24 protein-coding genes and 1 tRNA gene are annotated in these 22408 nt (G+C 57.1%); 12 read left to right on the plus strand and 13 right to left on the minus strand.

The window, feature by feature from the left end; all coding sequences use genetic code 11:
- The first annotated feature begins 7 nt into the window (after nt 1–7).
- Nucleotides 8–667 carry a bifunctional tRNA pseudouridine(32) synthase/23S rRNA pseudouridine(746) synthase RluA gene (gene rluA / locus BMF08_RS01745; RefSeq protein ID WP_072569795.1) on the plus strand — a complete coding sequence of 220 codons (660 nt, stop codon included), beginning with the start codon at nt 8–10 and terminating at the stop codon, nt 665–667.
- Nucleotides 668–767: 100 nt separating this feature from the next.
- On the opposite strand, the gene BMF08_RS01750 is transcribed toward rluA, so the two are convergent.
- The 3 genes from BMF08_RS01750 to trmB are packed head-to-tail and all read right to left on the minus strand — an operon-like array spanning nt 768 to nt 2589.
- Nucleotides 768–1487, minus strand: coding sequence for a DUF2884 domain-containing protein (locus BMF08_RS01750; RefSeq protein WP_072569794.1), 720 nt, complete (start codon nt 1485–1487; stop codon nt 768–770).
- Between the two features lie 56 nt (nt 1488–1543).
- Nucleotides 1544–1870, minus strand: coding sequence for a YggL family protein (locus tag BMF08_RS01755; RefSeq protein ID WP_072569793.1), 327 nt, complete (start codon nt 1868–1870; stop codon nt 1544–1546).
- The gene (gene trmB, locus BMF08_RS01760) at nt 1870–2589 is read right to left on the minus strand and encodes a tRNA (guanosine(46)-N7)-methyltransferase TrmB (protein ID WP_072569792.1); all 720 of its coding nucleotides are present in this window, start codon (nt 2587–2589) and stop codon (nt 1870–1872) included. The genes BMF08_RS01755 and trmB overlap by 1 nt, the downstream gene beginning before the upstream one ends.
- 146 nt (nt 2590–2735) lie before the next feature.
- Here trmB and mutY point away from each other — a divergent pair, with 146 nt between their 5' ends.
- The 3 genes from mutY (at nt 2736) to mltC (ending at nt 5239) form a co-directional block, all read left to right on the plus strand.
- On the plus strand, nt 2736–3794 hold the full coding sequence (mutY, locus tag BMF08_RS01765) for an A/G-specific adenine glycosylase (RefSeq protein WP_072569791.1): 1059 nt from the start codon (nt 2736–2738) through the stop codon (nt 3792–3794).
- 24 nt (nt 3795–3818) lie between these two features.
- Complete coding sequence (locus tag BMF08_RS01770) at nt 3819–4088, plus strand: oxidative damage protection protein (RefSeq protein WP_072569790.1); 270 nt, start codon at nt 3819–3821, stop codon at nt 4086–4088.
- A 68-nt stretch (nt 4089–4156) separates the two neighbouring features.
- Nucleotides 4157–5239, plus strand: a complete 1083-nt coding sequence (mltC, locus tag BMF08_RS01775) for a membrane-bound lytic murein transglycosylase MltC (protein ID WP_072569789.1) — start codon at nt 4157–4159, stop codon at nt 5237–5239.
- A 12-nt stretch (nt 5240–5251) separates the two neighbouring features.
- Here mltC and BMF08_RS01780 read toward each other — a convergent pair whose 3' ends face one another.
- Nucleotides 5252–7393, minus strand: coding sequence for an ornithine decarboxylase (locus BMF08_RS01780; RefSeq protein ID WP_072569788.1), 2142 nt, complete (start codon nt 7391–7393; stop codon nt 5252–5254).
- Nucleotides 7394–7790: 397 nt separating this feature from the next.
- On the opposite strand from BMF08_RS01780, the gene BMF08_RS01785 reads away from it, so the two are divergent.
- The 8 genes from BMF08_RS01785 (at nt 7791) to fucR (ending at nt 13430) form a co-directional block, all read left to right on the plus strand.
- Nucleotides 7791–8510 carry a DUF554 domain-containing protein gene (locus BMF08_RS01785; protein ID WP_072569787.1) on the plus strand — a complete coding sequence of 240 codons (720 nt, stop codon included), beginning with the start codon at nt 7791–7793 and terminating at the stop codon, nt 8508–8510.
- Between the two features lie 104 nt (nt 8511–8614).
- Nucleotides 8615–8690, plus strand: a tRNA-Phe gene (locus BMF08_RS01790).
- A gap of 150 nt (nt 8691–8840) precedes the next feature.
- Nucleotides 8841–9380, plus strand: coding sequence for a DUF2058 domain-containing protein (locus BMF08_RS01795; protein WP_072569786.1), 540 nt, complete (start codon nt 8841–8843; stop codon nt 9378–9380).
- A gap of 81 nt (nt 9381–9461) precedes the next feature.
- Nucleotides 9462–9944 carry a cold-shock protein gene (locus BMF08_RS01800; protein WP_072569785.1) on the plus strand — a complete coding sequence of 161 codons (483 nt, stop codon included), beginning with the start codon at nt 9462–9464 and terminating at the stop codon, nt 9942–9944.
- A 135-nt stretch (nt 9945–10079) separates the two neighbouring features.
- A complete protein-coding gene (locus tag BMF08_RS01805) occupies nt 10080–10640 on the plus strand; it encodes a DsbA family protein (protein WP_072569784.1) in 561 nt (186 codons plus the stop codon).
- 95 nt (nt 10641–10735) lie between these two features.
- On the plus strand, nt 10736–11602 hold the full coding sequence (yghU, locus tag BMF08_RS01810) for a glutathione-dependent disulfide-bond oxidoreductase (RefSeq protein WP_072569783.1): 867 nt from the start codon (nt 10736–10738) through the stop codon (nt 11600–11602).
- Nucleotides 11603–11733: 131 nt separating this feature from the next.
- Nucleotides 11734–12714 carry a sensor domain-containing diguanylate cyclase gene (locus BMF08_RS01815; RefSeq protein WP_072569782.1) on the plus strand — a complete coding sequence of 327 codons (981 nt, stop codon included), beginning with the start codon at nt 11734–11736 and terminating at the stop codon, nt 12712–12714.
- 8 nt (nt 12715–12722) lie between these two features.
- Nucleotides 12723–13430 (plus strand): L-fucose operon activator, encoded by a 708-nt coding sequence (gene fucR, locus BMF08_RS01820; RefSeq protein WP_072569781.1) that lies wholly within the window; start codon nt 12723–12725, stop codon nt 13428–13430.
- On the opposite strand, the gene hybG is transcribed toward fucR, so the two are convergent.
- From hybG to BMF08_RS01865, 9 genes are all read right to left on the minus strand, one after another.
- Nucleotides 13427–13660 (minus strand): hydrogenase maturation factor HybG, encoded by a 234-nt coding sequence (gene hybG / locus BMF08_RS01825; protein WP_072569780.1) that lies wholly within the window; start codon nt 13658–13660, stop codon nt 13427–13429. The two genes, fucR and hybG, sit on opposite strands and share 4 nt — an antisense overlap.
- 12 nt (nt 13661–13672) lie before the next feature.
- Entirely contained in the window at nt 13673–14014 is a 342-nt protein-coding gene (gene hypA, locus BMF08_RS01830; protein ID WP_072569779.1) for a hydrogenase maturation nickel metallochaperone HypA, read from the minus strand.
- Nucleotides 14007–14474 carry a hydrogenase-2 assembly chaperone gene (gene hybE, locus BMF08_RS01835; RefSeq protein ID WP_072569778.1) on the minus strand — a complete coding sequence of 156 codons (468 nt, stop codon included), beginning with the start codon at nt 14472–14474 and terminating at the stop codon, nt 14007–14009. The genes hypA and hybE overlap by 8 nt, the downstream gene beginning before the upstream one ends.
- Nucleotides 14471–14956, minus strand: a complete 486-nt coding sequence (locus tag BMF08_RS01840; protein ID WP_072569777.1) for a HyaD/HybD family hydrogenase maturation endopeptidase — start codon at nt 14954–14956, stop codon at nt 14471–14473. Before BMF08_RS01840 ends, hybE begins: the two co-directional genes overlap by 4 nt.
- Complete coding sequence (hybC, locus tag BMF08_RS01845) at nt 14956–16659, minus strand: hydrogenase 2 large subunit (protein ID WP_072569776.1); 1704 nt, start codon at nt 16657–16659, stop codon at nt 14956–14958. The genes BMF08_RS01840 and hybC overlap by 1 nt, the downstream gene beginning before the upstream one ends.
- Nucleotides 16656–17837 carry a Ni/Fe-hydrogenase cytochrome b subunit gene (gene hybB, locus BMF08_RS01850; RefSeq protein WP_099458801.1) on the minus strand — a complete coding sequence of 394 codons (1182 nt, stop codon included), beginning with the start codon at nt 17835–17837 and terminating at the stop codon, nt 16656–16658. The genes hybC and hybB overlap by 4 nt, the downstream gene beginning before the upstream one ends.
- Entirely contained in the window at nt 17824–18807 is a 984-nt protein-coding gene (gene hybA, locus BMF08_RS01855; protein WP_072569774.1) for a hydrogenase 2 operon protein HybA, read from the minus strand. Before hybA ends, hybB begins: the two co-directional genes overlap by 14 nt.
- Before the next feature lie 2 nt (nt 18808–18809).
- Entirely contained in the window at nt 18810–19925 is a 1116-nt protein-coding gene (hybO, locus tag BMF08_RS01860) for a hydrogenase 2 small subunit (RefSeq protein WP_072569773.1), read from the minus strand.
- A 154-nt stretch (nt 19926–20079) separates the two neighbouring features.
- Entirely contained in the window at nt 20080–21723 is a 1644-nt protein-coding gene (locus BMF08_RS01865) for a methyl-accepting chemotaxis protein (protein ID WP_072569772.1), read from the minus strand.
- Nucleotides 21724–22408 lie beyond the last annotated feature (685 nt).

The following is a 22408-nucleotide window of genomic DNA, read 5'->3' on the forward strand; positions in this document are numbered from 1 at the left end:
GCCTGCAATGTTGATGGAACCCTACAATCCGCCGCAGGATCCGTGGCTGGTCATTCTGTATCAGGATGAGCACATTATGGTGGTCAACAAGCCGAGCGGCCTGTTGTCCGTGCCCGGACGTCTTGACGAGCATAAAGACAGCGTGATGACGCGTATTCAGCGCGATTATCCGCAGGCTGAATCCGTCCATCGTCTGGATATGGCTACCAGCGGCGTGATTGTGGTGGCGCTGAACAAAGCCGCTGAGCGCGAGCTTAAGCGGCAATTCCGCGAGCGTGAGCCGAAGAAGCAGTATGTGGCGCGCGTGTGGGGCCATCCGGCAAAAGAAGAGGGTCTGGTGGATTTACCGCTGATTTGCGACTGGCCGAATCGCCCGCTGCAAAAAGTGTGTTATGAAACCGGGAAACCGGCGCAGACGGAATATCGTGTGCTGGAGTATGCGGCGGACAACAGCGCGCGCGTAGAGTTAAAGCCGATCACCGGGCGTTCCCACCAGCTGCGTGTGCATATGCAGGCGCTGGGGCATCCGATCTTAGGCGATCGGTTTTACGCCACACCTGACGCGCTGGCGATGGCCCCGCGCCTGCAACTGCATGCGGAAATGCTGACCATCACCCATCCGGCTTTTGGCAACAGTATGACGTTTAAAGCGCCGGCAGATTTTTGAAACTCCCCTCACCCTGACCCTCTCCCCAGGGAGAGGGGACCAGCCGGCGGATGATTTCTCCCTCTCCCTCCGGGAGAGGGCTGGGGTGAGGGGAAAAACCTTACTTCAGCCCGCTGACCAGCGCTTTGCGGCTTTCTTCCAGCGACACCACGCGGCTGCACACGGCTTTGCCGAACTGTTCAAAATCAGCTTCCTGATTCTTCCATTCGTTCTGGATCGCGGTCTGTAATCCGCCGAGGCTGCCGAGCACGCCCTGCAACGGATTGCCGCCGCCTTTCAGCACGGCTTTCGCGCCCATCTCATTGATGCTGTCCTGCAGGATGCCGCCCATCGCCTGATTAACCAGCTGCTGGCCGTTAGCACGCACGTCATCAATGGCTTTGTAATGGAAGGTGATGCCGTCAGGACGACGCTCAAGAATGCGGTTCATCTGCTCTTTTAACTGCGCGTCGAGTTTGGTGAGGCGACCGCGCATATTGCTGCTTTCACCCACTTCTTTAGCGATGATGTTATCAAGCGCCACGCGGCCTTTTTCGACGCGGCTACGCGCACCGTCGTCGATCCACGGCAGCGCCGTGCGTAAATCCGCCTGATAATCTTTCGCCTGCTCGCGCTGGGCGGCGCTCAGGCTGTATTGCTTGCCGTTAAACATCACGTTGCCGTCCGGCGTCATCACCAGATTGCCGTTCTCGCCTTTCACCTGCACGGTTTGCGGGCTTACCACCACGTCATCACGCGGCGTGACGCTACATTTATATTCAGCCTGTGCGGTAAATGCGGTTACCGTCAGGGCAGCCGCCAGCAGCGTTTTGCGCAACATAAAAACTCCTTCAGAGACAAAATGGGCCGGCATGTGCCGGCCCTTTCGGTATGTACTTAGTCCCACCAGACGTCAAAAAGTTCGCTGATGCGGACATCGTCGAACTTACGATCTTCGAGCCATTTACGCACAATGGCCTGGTGCTCTTCAGTGCATTTGCCGATTTCCTGTTTGCAAATCAGCCCTTCCCACACCAGATAACCGCTGCCGTCAAACGCCAGTTTGTTCGGCTCGATCACTTCATTGATGAAGTCATCCACGGTCTGGTCAATCTGCTCTTCACTGGTGCCTTCCGGGAAACGCCATGCGACGGAAAAGCCTAATTCCTGAAACTCGTCGATATGCATTTTCTTACGCAGACGACGGCTACGGTTCGTTGCCATTATTTCACCCTCTCGAACATTAAGTCCCATACGCCGTGACCAAGACGATGGCCACGCTGTTCAAATTTGGTTACCGGACGCGATTCAGGACGCGGCACATAGTCATTGCTGGCGGACTGGTTTTTATAGCCGTCCAGCGATGACATCACTTCCAGCATGTGTTCTGCATAGGCTTCCCAGTCGGTTGCCATATGGAATACGCCGCCCAGCTTCAGTTTGCTTTTCACCAGTTCCGCAAACGGCGGCTGAACGATACGGCGTTTATTATGACGTGCTTTATGCCATGGGTCAGGGAAAAAGAGCTGTACCATGGTTAAAGAATTGTCAGGGATCATTTTGTGCAGCACTTCTACCGCGTCGTGGCACATCACGCGCAGGTTCTCGACACCCTCTTCATGGGCAGTGGCAAGACAAGCGCCCACACCCGGCGAATGCACTTCAATGCCGAGGAAATTCTGCTCCGGCTTCGCTTTCGCCATAGTGACCAGCGATGCCCCCATGCCGAACCCTATCTCCAGCGTAACCGGCGCGTCGCGGCCGAACAGCGCAGCGAAATCCAGCGGTTCTTCGGTGAACTCCACGCCCATCACCGGCCAGAAGTTTTCCAGCGCGTGCTCCTGACCTTTCGTCAGACGCCCCTGGCGGCGGACAAAGCTGCGAATACGGCGCAGCGGGCGACCGTTTTCATCAAATTCCGGTGAAATGACGTCGTTCTTCATAAATATGTCTGCTTGTGAGAGTGTTCGGGAAACGGGCATTATCCAAAGTTAGTTGCCGGATGCAAGCACCGGAAACTTCTGGTTTACACCTCTGTGCCGCTGTGCTGCAATCTGGCTCCTCCAAATCGTTACCCGGAATCCCTGCTTTGACCTTAAACGCGTCGCAATTTTCAGCCCAGGTGCTGGAGTGGTATGACAAATACGGGCGTAAAACTCTGCCCTGGCAACTCGAAAAAACGCCCTACAAAGTATGGCTCTCTGAGGTGATGTTGCAACAAACGCAGGTCACCACCGTGATCCCCTACTTTGAGCGCTTTATGGCGCGCTTCCCGACGGTGACGGATTTAGCCAATGCGCCCCTTGATGAGGTGCTGCACCTGTGGACCGGCCTTGGCTATTACGCCCGCGCGCGCAATCTGCATAAGGCAGCGCAGCAGGTGGCGACGCTGCATCACGGACAGTTCCCGGACACCTTTGAGGAAGTGGCGGCGCTGCCCGGCGTCGGGCGCTCTACCGCCGGGGCGATTTTATCCCTGTCGCTCAATAAACATTTCCCGATCCTCGACGGCAACGTGAAGCGCGTGCTGGCCCGCTGCTACGCGGTCGGCGGCTGGCCAGGTAAAAAAGAGGTGGAAAAACGCCTGTGGGACATCAGCGAACAGGTGACGCCCGCCGAGGGCGTGGCGCGCTTTAACCAGGCGATGATGGATTTAGGGGCGATGGTCTGCACCCGTTCAAAACCGAAGTGCTCGCTTTGTCCGCTCAATAATGGCTGCGAAGCGTATCAACATGAGAGCTGGGCGCTGTATCCGGGCAAAAAACCGAAGCAGACGCTGCCGGAGCGCACCGGCTATTTTCTGATGCTTCAGCACGGCGACGAGGTGTTTCTGGCCCAGCGTCCGCCGGTCGGCCTGTGGGGGGGATTATTCTGCTTTCCGCAGTTCGAAGATGAAGACAGTCTGCGTCACTGGCTGGCAGAACGTCAGATTAGCGCCGATACTCTCAGCCAGTTAACGGCGTTTCGCCATACTTTCAGCCATTTCCATCTGGATATTGTGCCAATGTGGCTTCCCGTGTCCTCATTCACCGCATGCATGGATGAAGGAGCGGGTCTCTGGTATAACTTAGCGCAACCGCAATCCGTCGGACTGGCGGCGCCCGTTGAGCGCCTGTTACAGCAATTACGTACCGGCGCCGCTGTATAGCGCTGAGATGAAAGAGGAATTTTTATGAGCAGAACCATTTTTTGTACCTTCCTGGGCCGTGAAGCGGAAGGTCAGGATTTCCAGCTTTATCCGGGCGACGTCGGTAAGCGCATCTATAACGAGATTTCCAAAGAAGCCTGGGCGCAGTGGCAGCAGAAGCAGACCATGCTCATCAACGAAAAGAAACTCAATATGATGAACCTGGAGCACCGTAAACTTCTGGAGCAGGAGATGATCAACTTCCTGTTCGAAGGTAAAGACGTGCACATCGAAGGCTATAAGCCGCAGGAATAAGAATAACATTGCCGGGGTAACCCGGCTTTTTCACTTATAACACCAACACAACACGCACCTGCGGAATGATGAAAAAATATTTAGCGTTTGCCCTGATCGCGCCGTTACTCATCTCGTGTTCCAGTTCCAACAATAAGGGCGATAGCTATAACGAAGCCTGGGTAAAGGACACCAACGGTTTTGACATTCTGATGGGGCAGTTCGCCCATAACATCGAAAATATCTGGGGATTTAACGAAGTCCTGATTGCCGGCCCCAAGGACTACGTTAAGTACACCGATCAGTACCAGACCCGCAGCCACATCAACTTTGATGACGGCTCGATCACCATCGAAACCATCGCCGGGACAGATCCTGCGGCGCACCTGCGCAAGGCGATCATCAAGACGCTGTTGATGGGTGACGATCCCGGCTCTATCGACCTCTATTCCGATGTCGATGACATTCCTATTTCCAAACAGCCGTTCCTCTACGGACAGGTAGTGGATAACAATGGCGAGGCCATTCGCTGGCAGTGGCGCGCGGCACGTTACGCGGATTATCTGCTGCAAACGCGCATGAAAAGCCGGCAGAACGGGCTGAAAGTGATCTACAGCGTGACCATTAATCTGGTGGCGAACCACCTGGATAAACGCGCCCATAAATACACCGGCATGGTGCGTCAGGCGTCACGCAAGTATGGCGTCGATGAATCGCTTATCCTGGCCATTATGCAGACCGAATCCTCCTTTAACCCGTACGCCGTCAGCCGCTCCGATGCGCTGGGGCTGATGCAGGTTGTCCAGCACAGCGCCGGGAAAGACGTGTTCCGCGCCCAGGGTCGCTCCGGGATGCCGGACCGCAACTTCCTGTTCGATCCGGCGAGTAATATTGATACCGGCACGGCTTATCTGGCGATGCTGAACAATGTTTATCTGTCCGGCATTACCAACCCGACCTCACGGCGTTATGCGGTGATCACCGCCTATAACGGCGGCGCGGGCAGCGTGCTGCGGGTGTTCTCCAGCGATAAGGTGCAGGCGGCGAACATTATTAACCGCATGACGCCGGGGGATGTGTACGAAGCACTCACCACGCGGCATCCGTCCGCTGAATCGCGCCGCTATCTCTATAAAGTGGATACCGCGCAGAAGAGCTATCGTCGCAGGTAAGGCATTCCGGTTTTATTTCTCTGTTAACACATAGCCAAACAGACGCTTGATACCATCGGCGTCTGTTTCGCTATACACGCCCTGTAGCTCTGGCGAGAAGCCCGGCAGCAGGTTCACGCCCTCTTCCAGCGCGAGGAAATAGCGCTGTACCGCACCGCCCCACACTTCCCCCGGTACCACGCATAAGACGCCCGGCGGATACGGCAGCGCGCCTTCCGCCGCGATGCGCCCTTCGGCTTCGCTGATGCGCACCAGCTCCACATTGCCGCGAATGAACTCGCTGTTCGCATCCTGCGGATTCATCGCCACCGGCGGGAAACTGTCGGCGCGGAACATCGCTTTTTGCAGATCTTTAACGTCAAAGCTGACGTACAAATCGTGCATCTCCTGACACAGCTCGCGCAGGGTGTAATCGCGGTAGCGCACCGGATATTTGTTGAAGATGGTCGGCAGCACGTCCGCCAGCGGCGTATCGTCTTCAATGTGCTGCTCGAACTGACCAAGCATCGCCACCAGCTGCGCCATTTTCTCCGCGCTCTCGGCAGGCGTCAGCAGGAAGAGGATCGAGTTCAGATCGCACTTCTCCGGCACGATGCCGTTCTCACGCAAGTAGTGCGCCAGAATGGTCGCCGGAATACCGAAATCGGTGTAGTCACCGGTCTGCGCATCGATCCCCGGCGTGGTGAGCAGCAGCTTGCAGGGATCGACAAAATATTGCTCGCGGGCGTAGCCTTCAAAACCGTGCCAGCTCGCCCCCGGCTCAAAGCTGAAGAAGCGACGTTCGCTGGCGATGGCGTGAGTCGGGTGATCCTGCCACGGTCGCCCCGCCACTTCCGGCGGCACAAAAGGTTTAATCATCTTACAGTTGGCGATGATCGCCTTGCGCGCTTCGATGCCCAGCTCAACGCACTCTGCCCACAGGCGGCGGCCGCTTTCACCTTCGTGGATCTTGGCATTGACGTCCAGCGCGGCGAACAGCGGATAAAACGGGCTGGTGGAAGCGTGCAGCATAAAGGCGTTGTTCAGCCGTTTATGCGGGCAGAAGCGCGCCTGGCCGCGAATGTGGTTATCTTTTTTGTGAATCTGCGAGGTCTGGGAGAAGCCCGCCTGCTGCTTGTGCACCGACTGGGTGACGAAGATCCCCGGATCGTTTTCATTCAGATCCAGCAGCAGCGGCGAGCAGTCGGCCATCATCGGAATAAACTGCTCGTAGCCCACCCACGCCGAGTCAAAAAGGATGTAATCGCACAGCGATCCGATCTTGTCGATCACCTGACGGGCGTTGTAGATGGTGCCGTCGTAGGTGCCAAGCTGGATCACCGCCAGGCGGAACGGGCGCGCATCGTCCGCTTTCTGCGGCGCGACGGCGCGGATCTGCTCGCGCAGGTAACGCTCGTCGAAACAGTGCTCGTCAATGCCGCCGATAAAGCCAAACGGGTTACGCGCCGCTTCCAGATAGACCGGGGTCGCCCCCGCCTGGATCAGCGCGCCATGGTGGTTGGATTTATGGTTGTTACGGTCAAAGAGCACCAGATCGCCGCGCGTCAGCAGCGCATTGGTGACAACTTTGTTCGCCGCCGACGTGCCGTTCAGCACAAAGTAGGTTTTATCCGCATGGAACACTTTGGCGGCAAATTTCTGCGCGTGTTTGGCGGAACCTTCATGGATCAGCAGATCGCCGAGCTTAACGTCGGCATTGCACATGTCAGCGCGAAAAACGTTCTCGCCGAAGAAGTCAAAAAACTGACGTCCGGCAGGGTGTTTTTTGAAGAACGCGCCGTGCTGATGTCCCGGACAGGCAAAAGTGCTGTTGTTCATCGCCACATACTGCGTCAGGGTATCGAAAAACGGCGGCAGCAGGTTTTCTTCGTAACGGCAGGCCGCGGATTCCAGCTCCAGCATCTCCTGCGCTTTACCGCCGATCACCGCCTCGACGCCCGCTGGCGCATCGGCAGGCGTGTCGCTGAACAGGAATACCGGCAGCTTAAAGCCTGTACGTTTTAAGAGCGCGAGAATGCCGCTGTAACTGTCAGCCACCGTAATGACGACTGCCGCCACGTCGGTAAAATCCGTGTTGTCCAGGCTGACCACCTCGCGATGGGTGGAAAGCTGGGAAACCAGCTCGCGGCTGGCGGCAATTTTCATGGTTTTCATAAGCACGTTTACCCGTTTCAGGGGAGTAAAAAGCCCCGGGCGAGATGGCGATCTCACCCAATGAAGGTATCTGACTGGAGCCAGCTCCAATCGCCAGACATCAGTAAAAACAGATCGCGTCTGCCTTTACGGTTGCCCTCGGATGAGCCTGCGTTGCCCTCACCGCATGGTGAGAAGAGTATGGATCATGGCAGAACGGGTACGCGATCGCATAATTATGCGACAGGTCTGGCGAGCAGAATGTGGTGTCATCCAGGCGGCCCCGTGATTAAGAGAGGAAATTTCGCGCAATAATGTCACTTTTGACCGGCAGGTGCAACACGCAAAAAATGCCTGGAACCTGAGTTTTTGCGGCATACTATGCAATAGTGCAAACAAATTGTTCAGGAGTAACAGCGTGTTAACTGGCCCCTTTATCAATGCCGCTGCCGTGCTAATCGGCGGCACCCTCGGCGCGGTGTTAAGCCACCGCTTACCCGAACGCGTGCGTGGTTCGATGCCCGCCATTTTCGGCCTGTGCTCGCTGGGTATCGGCATTCTTCTGGTAATGAAATGCGTCAACCTGCCGGTGATGGTGCTGGCAACCCTGGTGGGCACGCTGATTGGCGAGATCTGTTACGTCGAGCGCGGCATCAGCGGCGGGGTGAACCGCCTGCGTAAACTGGTGCAGCGCGGCAAAAAATCAACCGGCGTGCCGGAAGGTCATGACGCTTTTATCGAAAGTCTGGTCGCCATCATTATTCTGTTCTGCGCCAGCGGCACCGGGATTTTCGGCGCGATGCGCGAAGGCATGACCGGCGATCCGAGTATTTTGATCGCCAAAGCCTTTCTCGACTTCTTTACCGCGGTGATTTTTGCCACCTCGCTGGGCATTGCCGTGGCGGCCATTTCGGTGCCGATGCTGATTATTCAGCTTACCCTCGCCACCTGCGCGACCTTTATTCTGCCGCTCACCACACCGGCGATGATGGGCGATTTCACTGCCGTCGGCGGTATTCTGCTGCTGGCCACCGGCCTGCGTATCTGCGGTATCAAGATGTTTGCCGTCGCTAACATGCTGCCCGCGTTGATTATCGCCATGCCGATCTCCGCCGCCTGGAGCGCTTTTTTCGCCTGAACCGCGTGCAGTGACGCCAGATTGCTGATAGATTGTGCAGTCTGCAACGATTTAAATAAATTTCGTTGACGACACGAGGCGGATCAGGTTTAATGCGCCCCGTTGCCCGGATAGCTCAGTCGGTAGAGCAGGGGATTGAAAATCCCCGTGTCCTTGGTTCGATTCCGAGTCCGGGCACCACTATTTAAAGAACCCGCCCACAAGGCGGGTTTTTGCTTTTGGACGTTCTGCCCGCTGCGCTCCTACTCCCCCGCCTCCATCGGTACCTGTCACAGCCTCAGCAATTGCGGGTATAATGACAAAAATTATCCAATGAGTTCAGAAACGACGATGACCAAACTTACCTTACAAGAGCAGATGCTGAAAGCGGGCCTGGTGACCAGCAAAAAAATGGCCAAAGTGCAGCGCACGGCGAAGAAATCCCGCGTGCAGACGCGTGAAGCCCGTGCTGCGGTGGAAGAGAATAAAAAGGCACAGCTGGAGCGCGACAAGCTGCTGAGCGAACAGCAAAAACAAGCAGCGTTGTCCAAAGAGTACAAAGCGCAGGTGAAGCAGCTGATTGAGATGAACCGCATCAACATTGCCAGAGGCAATATTGATTTCAACTTTACCGACAATAACTTTATTAAAAAAATCGCCGTCGATAAGGTGACCCAGGCGCAGTTGATTAGCGGACGTCTTGCTATTGCGCGTCTGATGAAAGACAGCAGCGGCGAGAGTGAATACGCCATTATTCCGGCAAGCGTTGCCGATAAAATTGCGCAGCGGGATGCAGAAAGTATTGTCCTCAACAGTGCGTTGAGTCAGGAAGCGCAGGATGAAGACGATCCGTATGCAGATTTCAAAGTACCTGATGATTTGATGTGGTAAGCAAAACGTAGTACGCGCAGGCGTTGTGCATTACACTGCGCGCGGCAAGAACTGAGCAGATAAACGATTAAACAGGCGGTAATGGCGATGAACGGAACAATCACAACCTGGTTCAAAGACAAAGGTTTTGGATTTCTCAAAGATGAAAACGGGGATAACCGTTATTTTCATGTGATTAAGGTCGCCAACCCTGAACTCATCAAGAAAGATGCGGCGGTGACCTTTGAACCCACCACCAATAATAAAGGCCTGTCCGCCTACGCAGTGAAAGTGCTGCCGGAAAGCAAATACATCTTTATCGCCGGTGAGCGCATTAAGCTTACGGCCATCAAATCTTACGTGGTTTTCAGCGAAGAAGTCCCCGTCGAGGCGCGCATCGATAAAGAAAATACCGTGCTGTCCGTAGGGCTGCTGATGGGCAACATTCGCCCAAAAACCGATATCAAGCCGGGACAAATGCGGACGCTGAAAAAACTGGCGATCACCACCTTCCAGGGAGAGACGTTAATCTTTACGGAAGATGAGATCGACGTGGATGCGACGGTGAAAATGCTTAAGGTTTGATGTTACGTCAAGGACCTGCCCATAAAGATTAAAAAGGCACGCCAGCGTGCCTTTTCCTTTCTCTGCCCGCCATGCTAAAAACATTCATCACGCTTTTGATATAGTGAATAAACACACACAACATCAGGAGTTAACATGAGTCAGCAAGCTGCCCTTAACGCGCAACCGCTGGAGTGGGGCCACGGGCCACGCACCTTTGAAGTTTTTCTTGAGCCTACCTGTCCGTTCTCCGTCAAAGCCTTTAACAAGCTGGACGCGCTGTTACAGCATGTCGGCGAAGATAACGTCACCATTAAAATCCGTCTGCAATCCCAACCGTGGCATCTGTATTCCGGCGTGATCGTGCGCTATATCCTTGCGGCCTCGACGCTGCCGGACGGGCGCGACGCGGCGCATAAAGTCATGCAGGCGGTGGCCGATCACCGTGAAGAGTTTGAATTTACCGATCATTGCAGCGGTCCGAATATGGACGCCACGCCAAACGATATTCTGGCGCGCCTTAAAGCTTACAGCGGGGTGGATGCCTCGGTACCCTTTGGCCGGGCGGATCTGCAAACCGTCATTAAATGGCACTGCAAATATGCCCGTCAGAACGGCATTCACGTCTCACCGACCTTTATGGTCAACGGTCTGGTGCAGCCGGATCTGGGCAGCGGAGATGACGTCACCGTCTGGGCTGAACGCCTTTTTTCCTGAATAACAACGACCTGGCGTTAAGCGCACTAACCGTCCGTTTCTGCGCGTAGCGCCTGCTACACTGCTTCAACACATCAATGAAAAGGCAGGTTAACATGTCAGACAATCAGTATCAGCCACCGAAAACCTGGACGTGGGATAAATCCGCAGGCGGCGCCTTTGCCAGCATCAATCGCCCGGTATCCGGCGCCACGCATGAAAAAACCCTGCCAGTTGGCAAGCACCCACTTCAGCTCTACTCCCTCGGTACGCCTAACGGCCAGAAGGTGACAATTCTGCTGGAAGAGCTGCTGGAAAAAGGCGTGACCGCCGCGGAATACGATGCCTGGCTTATCCGTATTGGCGAAGGCGATCAGTTCTCCAGCGGCTTTGTTGAGGTAAACCCGAACTCTAAAATCCCGGCGCTGAGCGATCACTCCACTACTCCGCCGACCCGCGTGTTCGAATCCGGATCTATCCTGCTGTATCTGGCAGAAAAATACGGCCACTTCCTGCCGAAGGATCCGGCCGGGCGTACCGAAGCGCTGAACTGGCTGTTCTGGCTACAGGGCGCAGCCCCGTTCCTCGGCGGCGGATTCGGGCATTTTTATCACTATGCGCCGGTGAAAATCGAGTACGCCATCAACCGCTTTACCATGGAAGCCAAGCGTCAGCTCGACGTGCTGGATCAGCAGCTGGCGAAGCATAAGTTTGTGGCCGGTGACGAATACACCATCGCGGATATGGCGATCTGGCCGTGGTACGGCAACGTGGTGCTCGGCACCATCTATGACGCCGCCGAGTTCCTCGATGCCGGCAGCTACAAAAACGTACTACGTTGGGCGAAAGAGGTGGCGGTGCGCCCCGCCGTGAAGCGTGGCCGCATCGTCAACCGCACCAACGGGCCGCTGAACGAACAGCTGCACGAGCGTCACGACGCTAGCGACTTCGATACCAACACCGAAGACAAGCGCAGCAGCTAACCTGTGTAACCGGGCGAACTACGCCCGGTTTTTCTTTTCTCTGCCGCCCGCCGGTTTCTTTTTCTCGCCGCATATTTACAACAAAATAATAACTGGTAAGAATGATTTTTTTTCATTCATTGCGGACACCTATGTCTGAACGCGCCCTGACACAGCAGATCCAGAATCTGAAAAAGCATAATGCCCGTCTGGTGAGGCTGGCGCGTGACGCCCGCAGTAAACTCAGCGCTACCCTCGACGGCACCGGCCTGTGCCTGTGGCAGCTGGATGTGCCCAGCGGGAAACTGATCATCTTCAACCGCCGCTGGGGATCGATGCTCGGCTATCAGCCGAAAGAGCTCAGCGCGCAGTTTGAGGTATGGAAAGATCATCTGCATCCGGAGGATCGTCCCTGGGTACTGAAGGCGTTTTACGATCATCTTGAGGGCAAAGCCCCTTACTACGAAGCCCTGCACCGCATGCAGCATAAAAACGGCACCATCACCTGGGTGCTGGATCGCGGGCGCGTCAGCGAGCGGGATGCCAGCGGCAATCCGCTGAAGGTCACCGGCACACACATCGACATGACCAAAGAGAAGCAGTACGAAGAGCAACTGGCGCTGCTGGCCAATCACGATCCGCTCACCGGACTTGCCAACCGTCACGCGCTGATCAAACAGTTCGACGAGCGTAAACAGGCCGGGCCGCTGTGCGTGGCTTTTATCGATCTGGATAATTTTAAGCATGTTAACGATACCCTCGGGCATCGTAGCGGCGATGTATTGCTGATCCAGCTCAGCCAGCGTCTGCGCGACACCTGTCCGCCGGGCACCACTATCGGGCGGCTCGGCGGCGATGAGTTCGTGCTGTTGCTGCCCTTTGCGCTGGCGGATGCGACGATCCACCGCGCGGCGCAGGATCTGCTGCACGCCGTGCTGACGCCCTTTGATCTGGATAACGGCGTCGGATCGGTGGGCGCATCCATTGGCATTGATGAAGTGCAGCCGCAGGACAGCTTTGTGGAAGCCTTAACCCGCGCGGACGAGGCGATGTATCACATCAAGCACAGCGGCAAAAACGGCGTGGCGATGGGCGCAACGCTGATCTCCATCTCCCCGCGGCTGACAGCCTGAGGCCGGGCATGAAATCCACGCGACAACAAACCCTTCTGGCGCTCCTCGCCCGCCACGACACCCTGACCACCGCCAGCCTGGCGGCACAGCTCGGCATCAGCAAAGAGACGCTGCGCCGGGATCTCACGGCGTTACAGGCGCAGGGGAAAATTGTGCGTCATCACGGGCGCGCGCGGCTGATCCACACGCAAAATCACGATGGCGGCGAGCCCTTCGTCGCCCGGTTAAAAAGCCATTACGCGGATAAAGCGGATATTGCCCGCCATGCGCTGGCGTGGATCGAGGAAGGGATGTGCCTGGCGCTGGATGCCAGCTCCACCTGTTTTCATCTGGCACGACAGCTGCCGGACGTGCCGCTGACCGTATTTACCAACAGCCAGCCCGTTTGTCAGGAGATGGCGCGCCGCCAGCACGTCAGGCTGATTTGCACCGGCGGCGAACTGGATCGTAAATACCGCTGCTACATGAATCCGACGCTCGCGCCCTTACTGAAAGCGCTTGAGATCGACCTGTTTATCTTTTCCTGCGAGGGTGTTGATACCCACGGCGATATGTGGGATCCGACGGTACATAATGCCGGATTCAAAACGCAGTTGCTAAGCCGGGCGCAGCAGTCGTTATTGCTGATTGATAAAAGCAAATTTCAGCGCGCCAGCGATGTAAAAATTGGCAACCTGAGCGCGGTGACGCAGATGATCACCGACGTCCGCCGTTAACTGTCCAGCTGCTCTAACGCCGCCAGGGTTTCTCTCGCCTGCTGTTCATCAATGATGCTCATCGCAAAACCGACGTGCACCAGCACCCACTTCCCCAACAGCGCGGCGGGATCGCCTTCGCACACCAGCGCGATGTTAATCTGTCGTTGTACGCCGCAGATGTTTACCGTCGCCAGCTGGTGAAGATCCTCCCCAACCGCAACGATCTGCCCCGGCACGCCTATACACATCGGTTATTCCTTTTATTCGATTTCGATACTTTTCACCCGCAGCGCCTCGCCGCCTTCCACGCTAAGGCTCGCGCCATGACAGCACGGACAGACCGCGTCGTGACGCTGCACTTCCACGCGGGCGCTGCACGTCCAGCACCACGCCTGCGCCGGGCGATGGATGAGATGTAACGCGCAGCCCTGCGCCGCCGTCTGCGCGCAGACGCTGGCAAAGCTAAAGCGCAGCGCGTTTTCTTCCACGCAGGCCAGCGCGCCAATTTCCAGCCAGACGCCTGTTACGCGCCGGGCGCCGGCCTGCGCCGCCTGTTCCAGCACAATTTCCACCACGCTCTGGCACAGCGACAGCTCATGCACGGGCGCGCGCCTGCCAGCCAAACAGCGCCCGCCGGCGCGACAGATCCGGGGTGTTTACCGGCAGCGAGAGCAGCATACGGGCGCAGTCGTTCGTCAGATTTATGCCCTGCGCCGCCGTCAGCCCGCGCTGCACCGGCGACATCAGCGAACAGGCCAGATAGTGCCCGATGCTTTCCAGCTCGCCGACGGTAAAGGTGATGTTTCCCGCAGGCAGCGCGAGGGCGAGTTTTCCCCCTACCGGACGCGGCTGCCAGCGCTGATGCGGGCCGGGCAGCACCAGCGCGCTGAGCATCCACGGCGTGATGAGACAGCCGATCCACTGCTCTTCAAACAGGGTAAAGGGCGCGGCATATACCGGCATTGCCGGATGCAAAAACGCCAGATCGTGCAGCGTGCGTGCGCCGATCGCCGCAAAGGCCGTCTGCACCTGCTCCGCCGGATCACCGGAAAAGCCGCTCATGCCGCACGCTCCACCAGCGTCACCCCGCTGTCACGCAGTTCAGCGATCACCCGCGCCAGCGCAGGCTCCAGACTGGCGGCCACCACCGGCGTTAAGCCGACGTGCGGTTCCAGCGATGCGGGAATGACGCCGATAAGCGTCAGCTTGCGCGGAAACTCGCCGGTAAAACGCAGCGCCGATAACACGTCCGCCAGTCCCAGCTGATGGGGCGAAATTTTGTTGGTGAACAGCACCGGCACCTCGTCGTCGCGCAGCGTCAGAACGGTGCCGGGGGAGTATTTACGCGAGACAATGGCGTCGACAATAATCAGATGGCGGCGATTCGCCATCGCCTCCAGCAGCTCCATGCCCGCCGTGCCGCCATCAAGCACTTCCACGTGCTCCGGCAGATGGTAACGCGCCGCCAGCGTCCCGGCGATGCGCACGCCAATGGCTTCGTCGCTGAGCAAAATATTGCCCACGCCTAACACTAAAATGGTCATCACAGCACCTTTACCGATACCGGATCGCCGCCGTCCGTATCCACCAGATGCACGGCACAGGACATACACGGATCGAAAGAGTGAATGGTGCGCACCACTTCCAGCGGCTTATGCGGATCGGCAATGCGCGTGCCCACCAGCGCCTGTTCATAAGGCCCCGGCTGATCGTTGAAGTTGCGCGGCCCGGCGTTCCAGGTGGACGGCACCACCGCCTGATAGTTAGCGATTTTGCCGTCCTTGATCACCATCCAGTGAGATAACATGCCGCGCGGCGCTTCGAGAAAACCGACGCCGTAAAATTCCCCCGTTTCGGGGATGACTGGCTTCACCCAGGTGAGGTGATCGCCTTTACCGATACTGGCAATCAGCGCCTGGTACTGATGTTGCAGGATCAGCTGCAGTTCGCAGGCGTGAACCGTCCGGCCGATAATGCGTCCCAGCGTAGAATGCAGTTGTGCCACCTCAATGCGTTGACCGGTGAGCTGCTGGTAAATGTCGTTAATTTCCTGCAATTTCGTTTGGGTCTCCTGCCGCCCCGCCGCCAGCTTGCACAGCAGCGTCGCCAGCGGCCCGACTTCCACGGTTTTGCCGTAAAAGGTCGGGGATTTCACCCAGGAATATTTGCCGTCATCCGCCCAGCCGGTGTGAGCCGGATTTGTGGTGCCCTGCCAGGGAGCCTGGGGTTCGTCGTCCTGGTACCAGGCATGTTTCGCGCTCTCCTGAATGCCGTTGATCAGCCACTGGCTGCTGTGGGCGTTAATCGGGCGGAAGGTAGCGAGATCGCCATCGGTAATGGCCCCGCCGGGGAACAAAAAGCTGCCGTTCTGGCTGTCGGTTGGGTATTCCGGCGCGCAGAGATAGTTCACCGCCCCCTGCCCCTGCGCCAGCCATTCCGGGTAATACGCGGCGATCACCGCCGTGTCGACTTTATAGACCTGCTCGATAAAATCGCCGAGCTTGTCGATAAAGGATTTGATGTACATCAGCCGTTCAAGGTTAAGCACGCCAATGCCGTCGGGGTTGATGGGGTTCGCCACGCCGCCCACCGCCAGATTCTGGATATGGGGCGATTTGCCGCCCAGTAGCGCCACAATACGGTTCGCATCCCGCTGGCACTCCAGCGCCTGTAAATAGTGGGCGACGGCGATCAGGTTCACCTCCGGCGGCAGCTTCATGGCCGGATGTCCCCAGTAGCCGTTGGCGAAAATCCCCAGTTGTCCGCTGGCGACCAGCTCCTTCACTTTGTTTTGTACACGGGTAAATTCCGCCGCGCTGTTGAGCGGCCAGCGGGAGATCCCCGCCAGCAGCGCCGCCGCTTTGGCCGGATCGGCATTGAGCGCCGCGGTAATATCCACCCAGTCCAGTGCCGACAACTGATAAAAATGGACGATATGATCGTGGGTGGTGTGCGCTGCGAGAATGATATTGCGGATGTACTGCGCGTTCAGCGGTACGTTGATCTTGAGCGCGCTTTCGACGGCGCGCACCGACGCGAGCGCATGGGTGGTGGTGCAGACGCCGCAGATGCGCTGCATGATCATCCAGGCATCGCGCGGATCGCGATCCTTAACGATAGTTTCCATGCCGCGCCACATGGTGCCGGAGGCCCAGGCTTTCGACACCACGCCGTCGGCGATCTCGCAGTCAATGCGCAGATGGCCTTCAATACGGGTAACGGGATCAATAGTAATTCGTTGGCTCATGCTTTACTCGCTCCCTGAGGACAATGAACAGGCTGTTGTAGCGGAGGAATGATCGGCAGCAGGCGGACCAGTAAGATGTAGGCGCAGATCTCAATGGCCACAAAGCCGATGGAGATCAGCAGCTCTTCCCAGGTCGGAAAATAGCGCCAGCCGCCGCCGGGGTTAAAGGCCAGCAGCGAATAAGAGAGCCGCCAGCAGGCGCAGCCGAGCAGCTGGCTGAGCGCCGCCAGAAAAAGTACCCGGCTGTCGCGCCGCCAGCGGGTTACCCGCAGCACCAGCAGCGGAAACGCCAGCAGCGCGGTTTCAACCCAGAACAGTGCAGAGTAAACGTCTCCGGCAAAGACGTAGTGCAACTTGTCGCGCCAGAGCAGTTCGCCAAAACGCAGCAGCAGGAACAGCGCCAGCAGAAGGCTTAACAGCCCGGTCAGTTTGATAAACAGCGGCTTTTCATCCGCGCCCCTGCCGCGCAGCGCGCTCTGCACCAGCGATCCTTCGAAAATCACAATGGAGAAGCCCATGATAAAGGCGGTGAGCAGGGAAAACAGCGGCAGCATTTCATAGCTCTGCCACAACGGATGCACTTTGTGCCCGGCAACGATCATTAACGATCCCATCGACGACTGGTGCATGGTGGGCAGCAGCGCCCCCAGCGCGATAATAAAAAACATCACTTTGTTGATGCGCCTGAGCGACACTTTCCAGCCGAGGCGCTCCAGCACTGCGGGCGCGAATTCCAGCGCCATCACGCCGATGTAGATCGTCATACAGACGGCGGTTTCAAACAGCACCGAGTTGACGTTGAAATGCCCTGGCAGATAGAAATAGGGCAGGTTCCAGTAACGCCCGACGTCAATGGTGATCGACAGCCCGCCCAGGGAGTAACCGAACAGGCTGGCCAGCAGCGCCGGGCGCACCAGCGGGTGATATTCGCCGCGGTTAAAAACGTACACCGCCCACGCCAGCGCCCAGCCGCCGCAGGCGAAACCGGTGCCGATTAACAGATCGAAGGCGATCCAGATCCCCCAGGGGTAGCCGCCGTTAAGATCGGAAACCGATCCGAGACCGAACACCAGCCGTTTGCCGATAAGGATCAGGCACAGCACCACCAGCGGCGCGAAGATCAGGATCGCCTTATTGATGAGTTTTCCGCCCAGCGGCTGCGGATCATGATGCGTCATCATCGTCCTCCTTATGCTGATCGCCTTTACTGTGACGACGCACCAGCACGGTCAGGCCCGCCAGCATCGCCAGCGGCAGCAGCATGCCTTTGTAAACCGTATGCTGAATATTTTCGGCACGTGCGCCGGTAGAGAGCTCATCCAGCGGCGGCAGATCGAGGTTTTCCATCGGCACGGCGCTCAGCACCAGCACCTGGGTGCCGCCCGCCTCCCTTTCGCCATAGATATGCGGCACATAACGCGCCACCGGATGCAGATAAGTATCCCCCGTACTGAGCGTCTGGCGCGGATAGCGGTACTGGCTGCCGGGCGTCAGCGCCAGCCGCTTTTTCGCTTCCGCCAGCAGCGCGTCGCGGGTGCCGAAAATGACCGCTCCCGCCGGACAGGCCTCCACGCAGCCGGGCAGACCGCCGTTATCAAGCCGCGCCAGCCCCGGCTGATTACACAGCTCACACTTATGCAGCGCCCCGAACGGGTTAGCGTAATCATATTTCGGCACGTTAAACGGGCAGCCGACCATGCAGTAGCGGCAGCCGGTACAGACGCTGGCGTCGTAATGCACAATGCCGGTAAGAGGATCTTTTTTCAGCGCCGATACCGGGCAGACCGACACGCAGTTAGGATCAACACAATGCATGCACTGCTTTTTGATGTAGGCGTAACCATCTTTCACCTGGTCTTTGTGCCGCCCGCTGCCGCTGCGCCACACCTGAATGATGTTGTTGGTGTAGGGGGAAAGTTTGTCATTGTTCGACCAGGTGGCTTCCCCCTGCGGATTGCGGGCTGGAAAGTTAAGATCCTGGCAGCGGGTGACGCAGGCCTGGCAGCCGATGCAAAGCGTGGAGTCGTACAGCATCCCCAGCGCGCCGGGGATCGGCGGACGGTTGCTGGCGGCGGCGAAAGCGGAAGACGCGCTGCCTGACAGCAAGGCGCTCCCGGCAGAGAGTTTGAGGAAATCACGTCTGTCCACGATCACTCTCCCTGACGATCGGCGTCATCGTGCTTTTGCTGACGCCCCAGTTCGCGCACCGTCATCAGGCTGACGCCACCCACCACGCCAATGACGCCGCCGAGTAACCCCATCGCCGTGGCGGAAACCGCACCGCCCTCTTTTTGCGCCACCTCCGGTTTGTCGGCGCGCGGCGTCGGATTTTCCACGCTGGCGAGCTGGTGAATGCCTTTATAAAAGCCGATGCCTTCTTCGTTACAGCCGTAGCACGGATGACCAATCGCCACCGGCCACACGCCACCGACATCGCAGAATTGCAGCGTCGAACAGTTGCCCCAGGTTTCCGGGCCTTTGCAGCCTAAATGATATAAACACCAGCCGGCGCGATGGCCCTCGTCGCCAAAGGCGCGGGCGAAGCGTCCGGCGTCGAAGTGCGGTCGCCGTTCGCAGTGTTCATGGATCAATCGACCATAAGCAAAGGTCGGGCGGTTTTTGGCATCCAGCGCGGGCGGCTTGCCCCAGGTAATGATGTGCGCCACGGTGGCAAGAAAGTTATGCGGATTCGGCGGGCAGCCGGGAATATTGATCACCGTTTTGCCTGGCAGTGCCGCCTGCAATCCGACGGCGCCGGTTGGATTGACGCCTGCCGCCGCCACGCCGCCCCAGGCGGCACAGGAGCCAATGGCGATAATGGCCGCCGCATGTTCAGCGGCTTTACGGATATGGTCGACAATGGGCTCACCGGCGACCATGCAGTAAATGCCGTTGTCCTTCAGCGGCACCGAGCCATCCACCACCAGCACGTACTGCCCCTGATATTTTTCCAGCGCCTGATGTTTGTTGTCTTCGGCCTGATGCCCAAAGGCCGCGCTCAGCACTTCGTGATATTCGAGGGAAAGGGTTTCCAGCAGCAGATTTTCAATGGTGGGATGGGTGGCGCGCAGCAGCGATTCGGTACAGCCGGTACATTCCTGCGCGCCGATCCAGATAACCGGCAGGCGCTGCGGCTGGCTGAGCGCCCCGGCCATGCGGGCGGCCGCCTGGCTGCTAAGCCCCATGGTGGCGGCCAGGGCAGCGCATAACGTCATGAAATCCCGGCGCGTGATGCCGGGCGGAATAGCAGATGTTTTTGTAACCATAATTGCGCTTCCTTATGCAAAGGTGGCGCTATTTCAACCCCTTCCCGGGAAAATTGCTGCGATCGGCCCGACAATTAACCTTAAAAGTGACATGGTTATTTACAAAAAAAGCCACAACGTTACCGTCGTGGCCTGGTGATCAGAATACTAAAAGTTAAAACGCGACCCACTCGTCAGAGACGGGTGATTTTACTGGCGGGGTATGGCGTGACGACGATGTCGCCGCAGGCGCGGCGGCAAGCTTTTGCTCGTCTGCCGATAAACGGAACTGCTGAACCGCACGCTGCATCTCCTCCGTCTGACGCTCCAGCGCCACGGCGGCGGCCGAAACCTGCTCCACCAGCGCGGCGTTCTGCTGGGTGACGCTGTCCATCTGGGTGATGGCCACCCCGACCTGCGAAATGCCTTTGCTCTGCTCCGCGGACGCGCCGGCGATCTGCTTCATAATAGTGGTCACTTCAGTAACCGCACGCAGAATGCCTTCCATGGTGGTGCCGGTATCGTTCACCAGTTTTGCGCCTTTATCGACGCGGCTGACCGAGTCCGCAATCAGGGTTTCGATCTCTTTGGCCGCCCCTGCGCTGCGGCTGGCCAGATTACGCACTTCACCCGCCACCACCGCGAAACCACGGCCCTGTTCACCGGCACGCGCCGCTTCAACGGCGGCGTTCAGCGCCAGGATATTGGTCTGGAAGGCGATACTGTTGATCACCGTGGTGATCTCGGCGATTTTCTTCGAGCTGTCTGAAATGTCGCTCATGGTGGTGACCACTTCGCTGACCAGCGCGCCGCCTTTGCTGGCAGTGGTGGACGCCACTTCCGCCAGTTCGCTGGCCTGACGTGCGTTGTCTGCGTTCAGCTTCACGGTGGCGGTCAGTTGTTCCATGCTGGCCGCTGTCTCTTCCAGCGCTGCCGCCTGCTCTTCCGTACGGGATGAGAGATCGTTATTGCCGCTGGAAATTTCCGTTGCACCGCGCCAGATATTGTCGCTGCCGGAACGAATGGAGCTGACCGCATCGCGCAGGCTATCCTGCATTTCCTGCAACAGCGGCACCATCTGGCCCACACAGTTACGGCCCATCGCCTCTACCGGCTGGCTGAGATCGCCCCGGGCGATCAGGCTGAAGTGCTGGCGAATTTTCGCCAGCGGTTTAACCAGCATGGCAACCAGATAGCGATCGGAGAACAGCAGTAACAGAAGGCCAAATATCACGGCAGTGATGATCGCCGTGCGGGTAACACTGGTCTGATGATCCACCATGACGCGGGTATCATCCAGCATCTGGTTCGCCGCTTTGTTGAACGCTTCGGTGCTGGCACCAAAGGCGCGGCTGAGGGCAGGCGTCACATTGCTTGCCTGATTACGGTAAGCGTCAAGATTGCCTTGCTGCGCAAACTGAACCTGCGCCGTCACGCCCTGATCCAGCAGCGCCTGCCAGTTACCGATCACCTGTGCGGAAACAGTCGCATCAATCGGGCCGGGTGAGATCGCCTTCAGCGCATCCAGTTTGGTTTTCATATTGTCCAGCGCCTGCTGAACCGGACCAAAATCGGCGCTGCCGCCCGTCGCTTTTGCCTCCATTGCCCGTGACAATCGGGTGACGACGCGGAAATACTGATCGTTGCCCTGGCTGAGCAGCGTCATCTGCGTGACCAGCTGGCGATCCATATCATTACCTTCAGCCACTTTCGACAGCGATAACACGCTAAATAATCCGACACCTGACCACAGCAGGCAGAAAACGCCAAGAATGGCGAGCATCACAAAGCGAATTGTGAAGTTTTGGAGCATACACATAGTTAATTCCTTGCTTGAGGTGCATTCCCATCCAGAAGGTGGGACTTATTATGGTTATCGGCAAAATATGCGTAATATGTATGCCACGGCGGACCTTTTTTGATCAAAAAATAATCCACCAGGAATCCTTTAAAAAACAAGGCTCCAGGCATTTAAATAATATCGCCATTCACTTTTGCTCACACTTTTACATAAAGTTCAGCAGATAGTTACAGCGGAAACTATCTGTAAGCTACTTATCTTAAAGAGAAAATCCCCACTCCATTTATTTAGCCTGCTAACATTCTTATTGATGCGAAAAATAAGAATCCTCCCAAAACTAATAGATTCTCGGGTTGGTTTAAACAATGTTTATGGGGGAATAAATCCCTTATTTAAATAATACTATTTACTATCTGTAGTCGCAGCATCTCAATATAGACGGTAATTTAAAAAGGGTGCATTAATTTAAATTAAGTAATCTTAAATATGGCACGTATAGTTAATTACGTGTTTCGCCATATTATGCATATGTTACCCGTAATAAAGATGCGCTTTTTTTGAGGAGCCAAACCCGCAAGCGCTCACCGCGCCTGCCTTCCAGCCTGGTATCCGGGCCGCGTGACGCCTGAGGGCTTAAACCATAAGGCGCATTAATGAATAGTTAAGCAACGCTACATAATCATAAAGATTTGTGACCGCTGCG

Source organism: Enterobacter sp. SA187 (assembly GCF_001888805.2).
Lineage (GTDB): Bacteria > Pseudomonadota > Gammaproteobacteria > Enterobacterales > Enterobacteriaceae > Enterobacter_D.

Bases quoted from the DNA above. Each gene is read 5' to 3' on its own strand.
- BMF08_RS01755 (WP_072569793.1), bottom strand. From the start codon at position 1,870: ATGGCAACGAACCGTAGCCGTCGTCTGCGTAAGAAAATGCATATCGAC.
- BMF08_RS01780 (WP_072569788.1), bottom strand. From the start codon at position 7,393: ATGAAAACCATGAAAATTGCCGCCAGCCGCGAGCTGGTTTCCCAGCTT.
- hybE (WP_072569778.1), bottom strand. From the start codon at position 14,474: ATGAGCGGCTTTTCCGGTGATCCGGCGGAGCAGGTGCAGACGGCCTTT.
- yghU (WP_072569783.1), top strand. From the start codon at position 10,736: ATGTCAGACAATCAGTATCAGCCACCGAAAACCTGGACGTGGGATAAA.
- hybO (WP_072569773.1), bottom strand. From the start codon at position 19,925: ATGGTTACAAAAACATCTGCTATTCCGCCCGGCATCACGCGCCGGGAT.
- BMF08_RS01865 (WP_072569772.1), bottom strand. From the start codon at position 21,723: ATGTGTATGCTCCAAAACTTCACAATTCGCTTTGTGATGCTCGCCATT.
- BMF08_RS01805 (WP_072569784.1), top strand. From the start codon at position 10,080: ATGAGTCAGCAAGCTGCCCTTAACGCGCAACCGCTGGAGTGGGGCCAC.
- rluA (WP_072569795.1), top strand. From the start codon at position 8: ATGTTGATGGAACCCTACAATCCGCCGCAGGATCCGTGGCTGGTCATT.
- fucR (WP_072569781.1), top strand. From the start codon at position 12,723: ATGAAATCCACGCGACAACAAACCCTTCTGGCGCTCCTCGCCCGCCAC.
- BMF08_RS01800 (WP_072569785.1), top strand. From the start codon at position 9,462: ATGGCGATGAACGGAACAATCACAACCTGGTTCAAAGACAAAGGTTTT.
- BMF08_RS01750 (WP_072569794.1), bottom strand. From the start codon at position 1,487: ATGTTGCGCAAAACGCTGCTGGCGGCTGCCCTGACGGTAACCGCATTT.
- BMF08_RS01795 (WP_072569786.1), top strand. From the start codon at position 8,841: ATGACCAAACTTACCTTACAAGAGCAGATGCTGAAAGCGGGCCTGGTG.
- BMF08_RS01815 (WP_072569782.1), top strand. From the start codon at position 11,734: ATGTCTGAACGCGCCCTGACACAGCAGATCCAGAATCTGAAAAAGCAT.
- BMF08_RS01840 (WP_072569777.1), bottom strand. From the start codon at position 14,956: ATGACCATTTTAGTGTTAGGCGTGGGCAATATTTTGCTCAGCGACGAA.
- hybC (WP_072569776.1), bottom strand. From the start codon at position 16,659: ATGAGCCAACGAATTACTATTGATCCCGTTACCCGTATTGAAGGCCAT.
- hybB (WP_099458801.1), bottom strand. From the start codon at position 17,837: ATGACGCATCATGATCCGCAGCCGCTGGGCGGAAAACTCATCAATAAG.
- mltC (WP_072569789.1), top strand. From the start codon at position 4,157: ATGAAAAAATATTTAGCGTTTGCCCTGATCGCGCCGTTACTCATCTCG.
- hybG (WP_072569780.1), bottom strand. From the start codon at position 13,660: ATGTGTATAGGCGTGCCGGGGCAGATCGTTGCGGTTGGGGAGGATCTT.
- trmB (WP_072569792.1), bottom strand. From the start codon at position 2,589: ATGAAGAACGACGTCATTTCACCGGAATTTGATGAAAACGGTCGCCCG.
- BMF08_RS01770 (WP_072569790.1), top strand. From the start codon at position 3,819: ATGAGCAGAACCATTTTTTGTACCTTCCTGGGCCGTGAAGCGGAAGGT.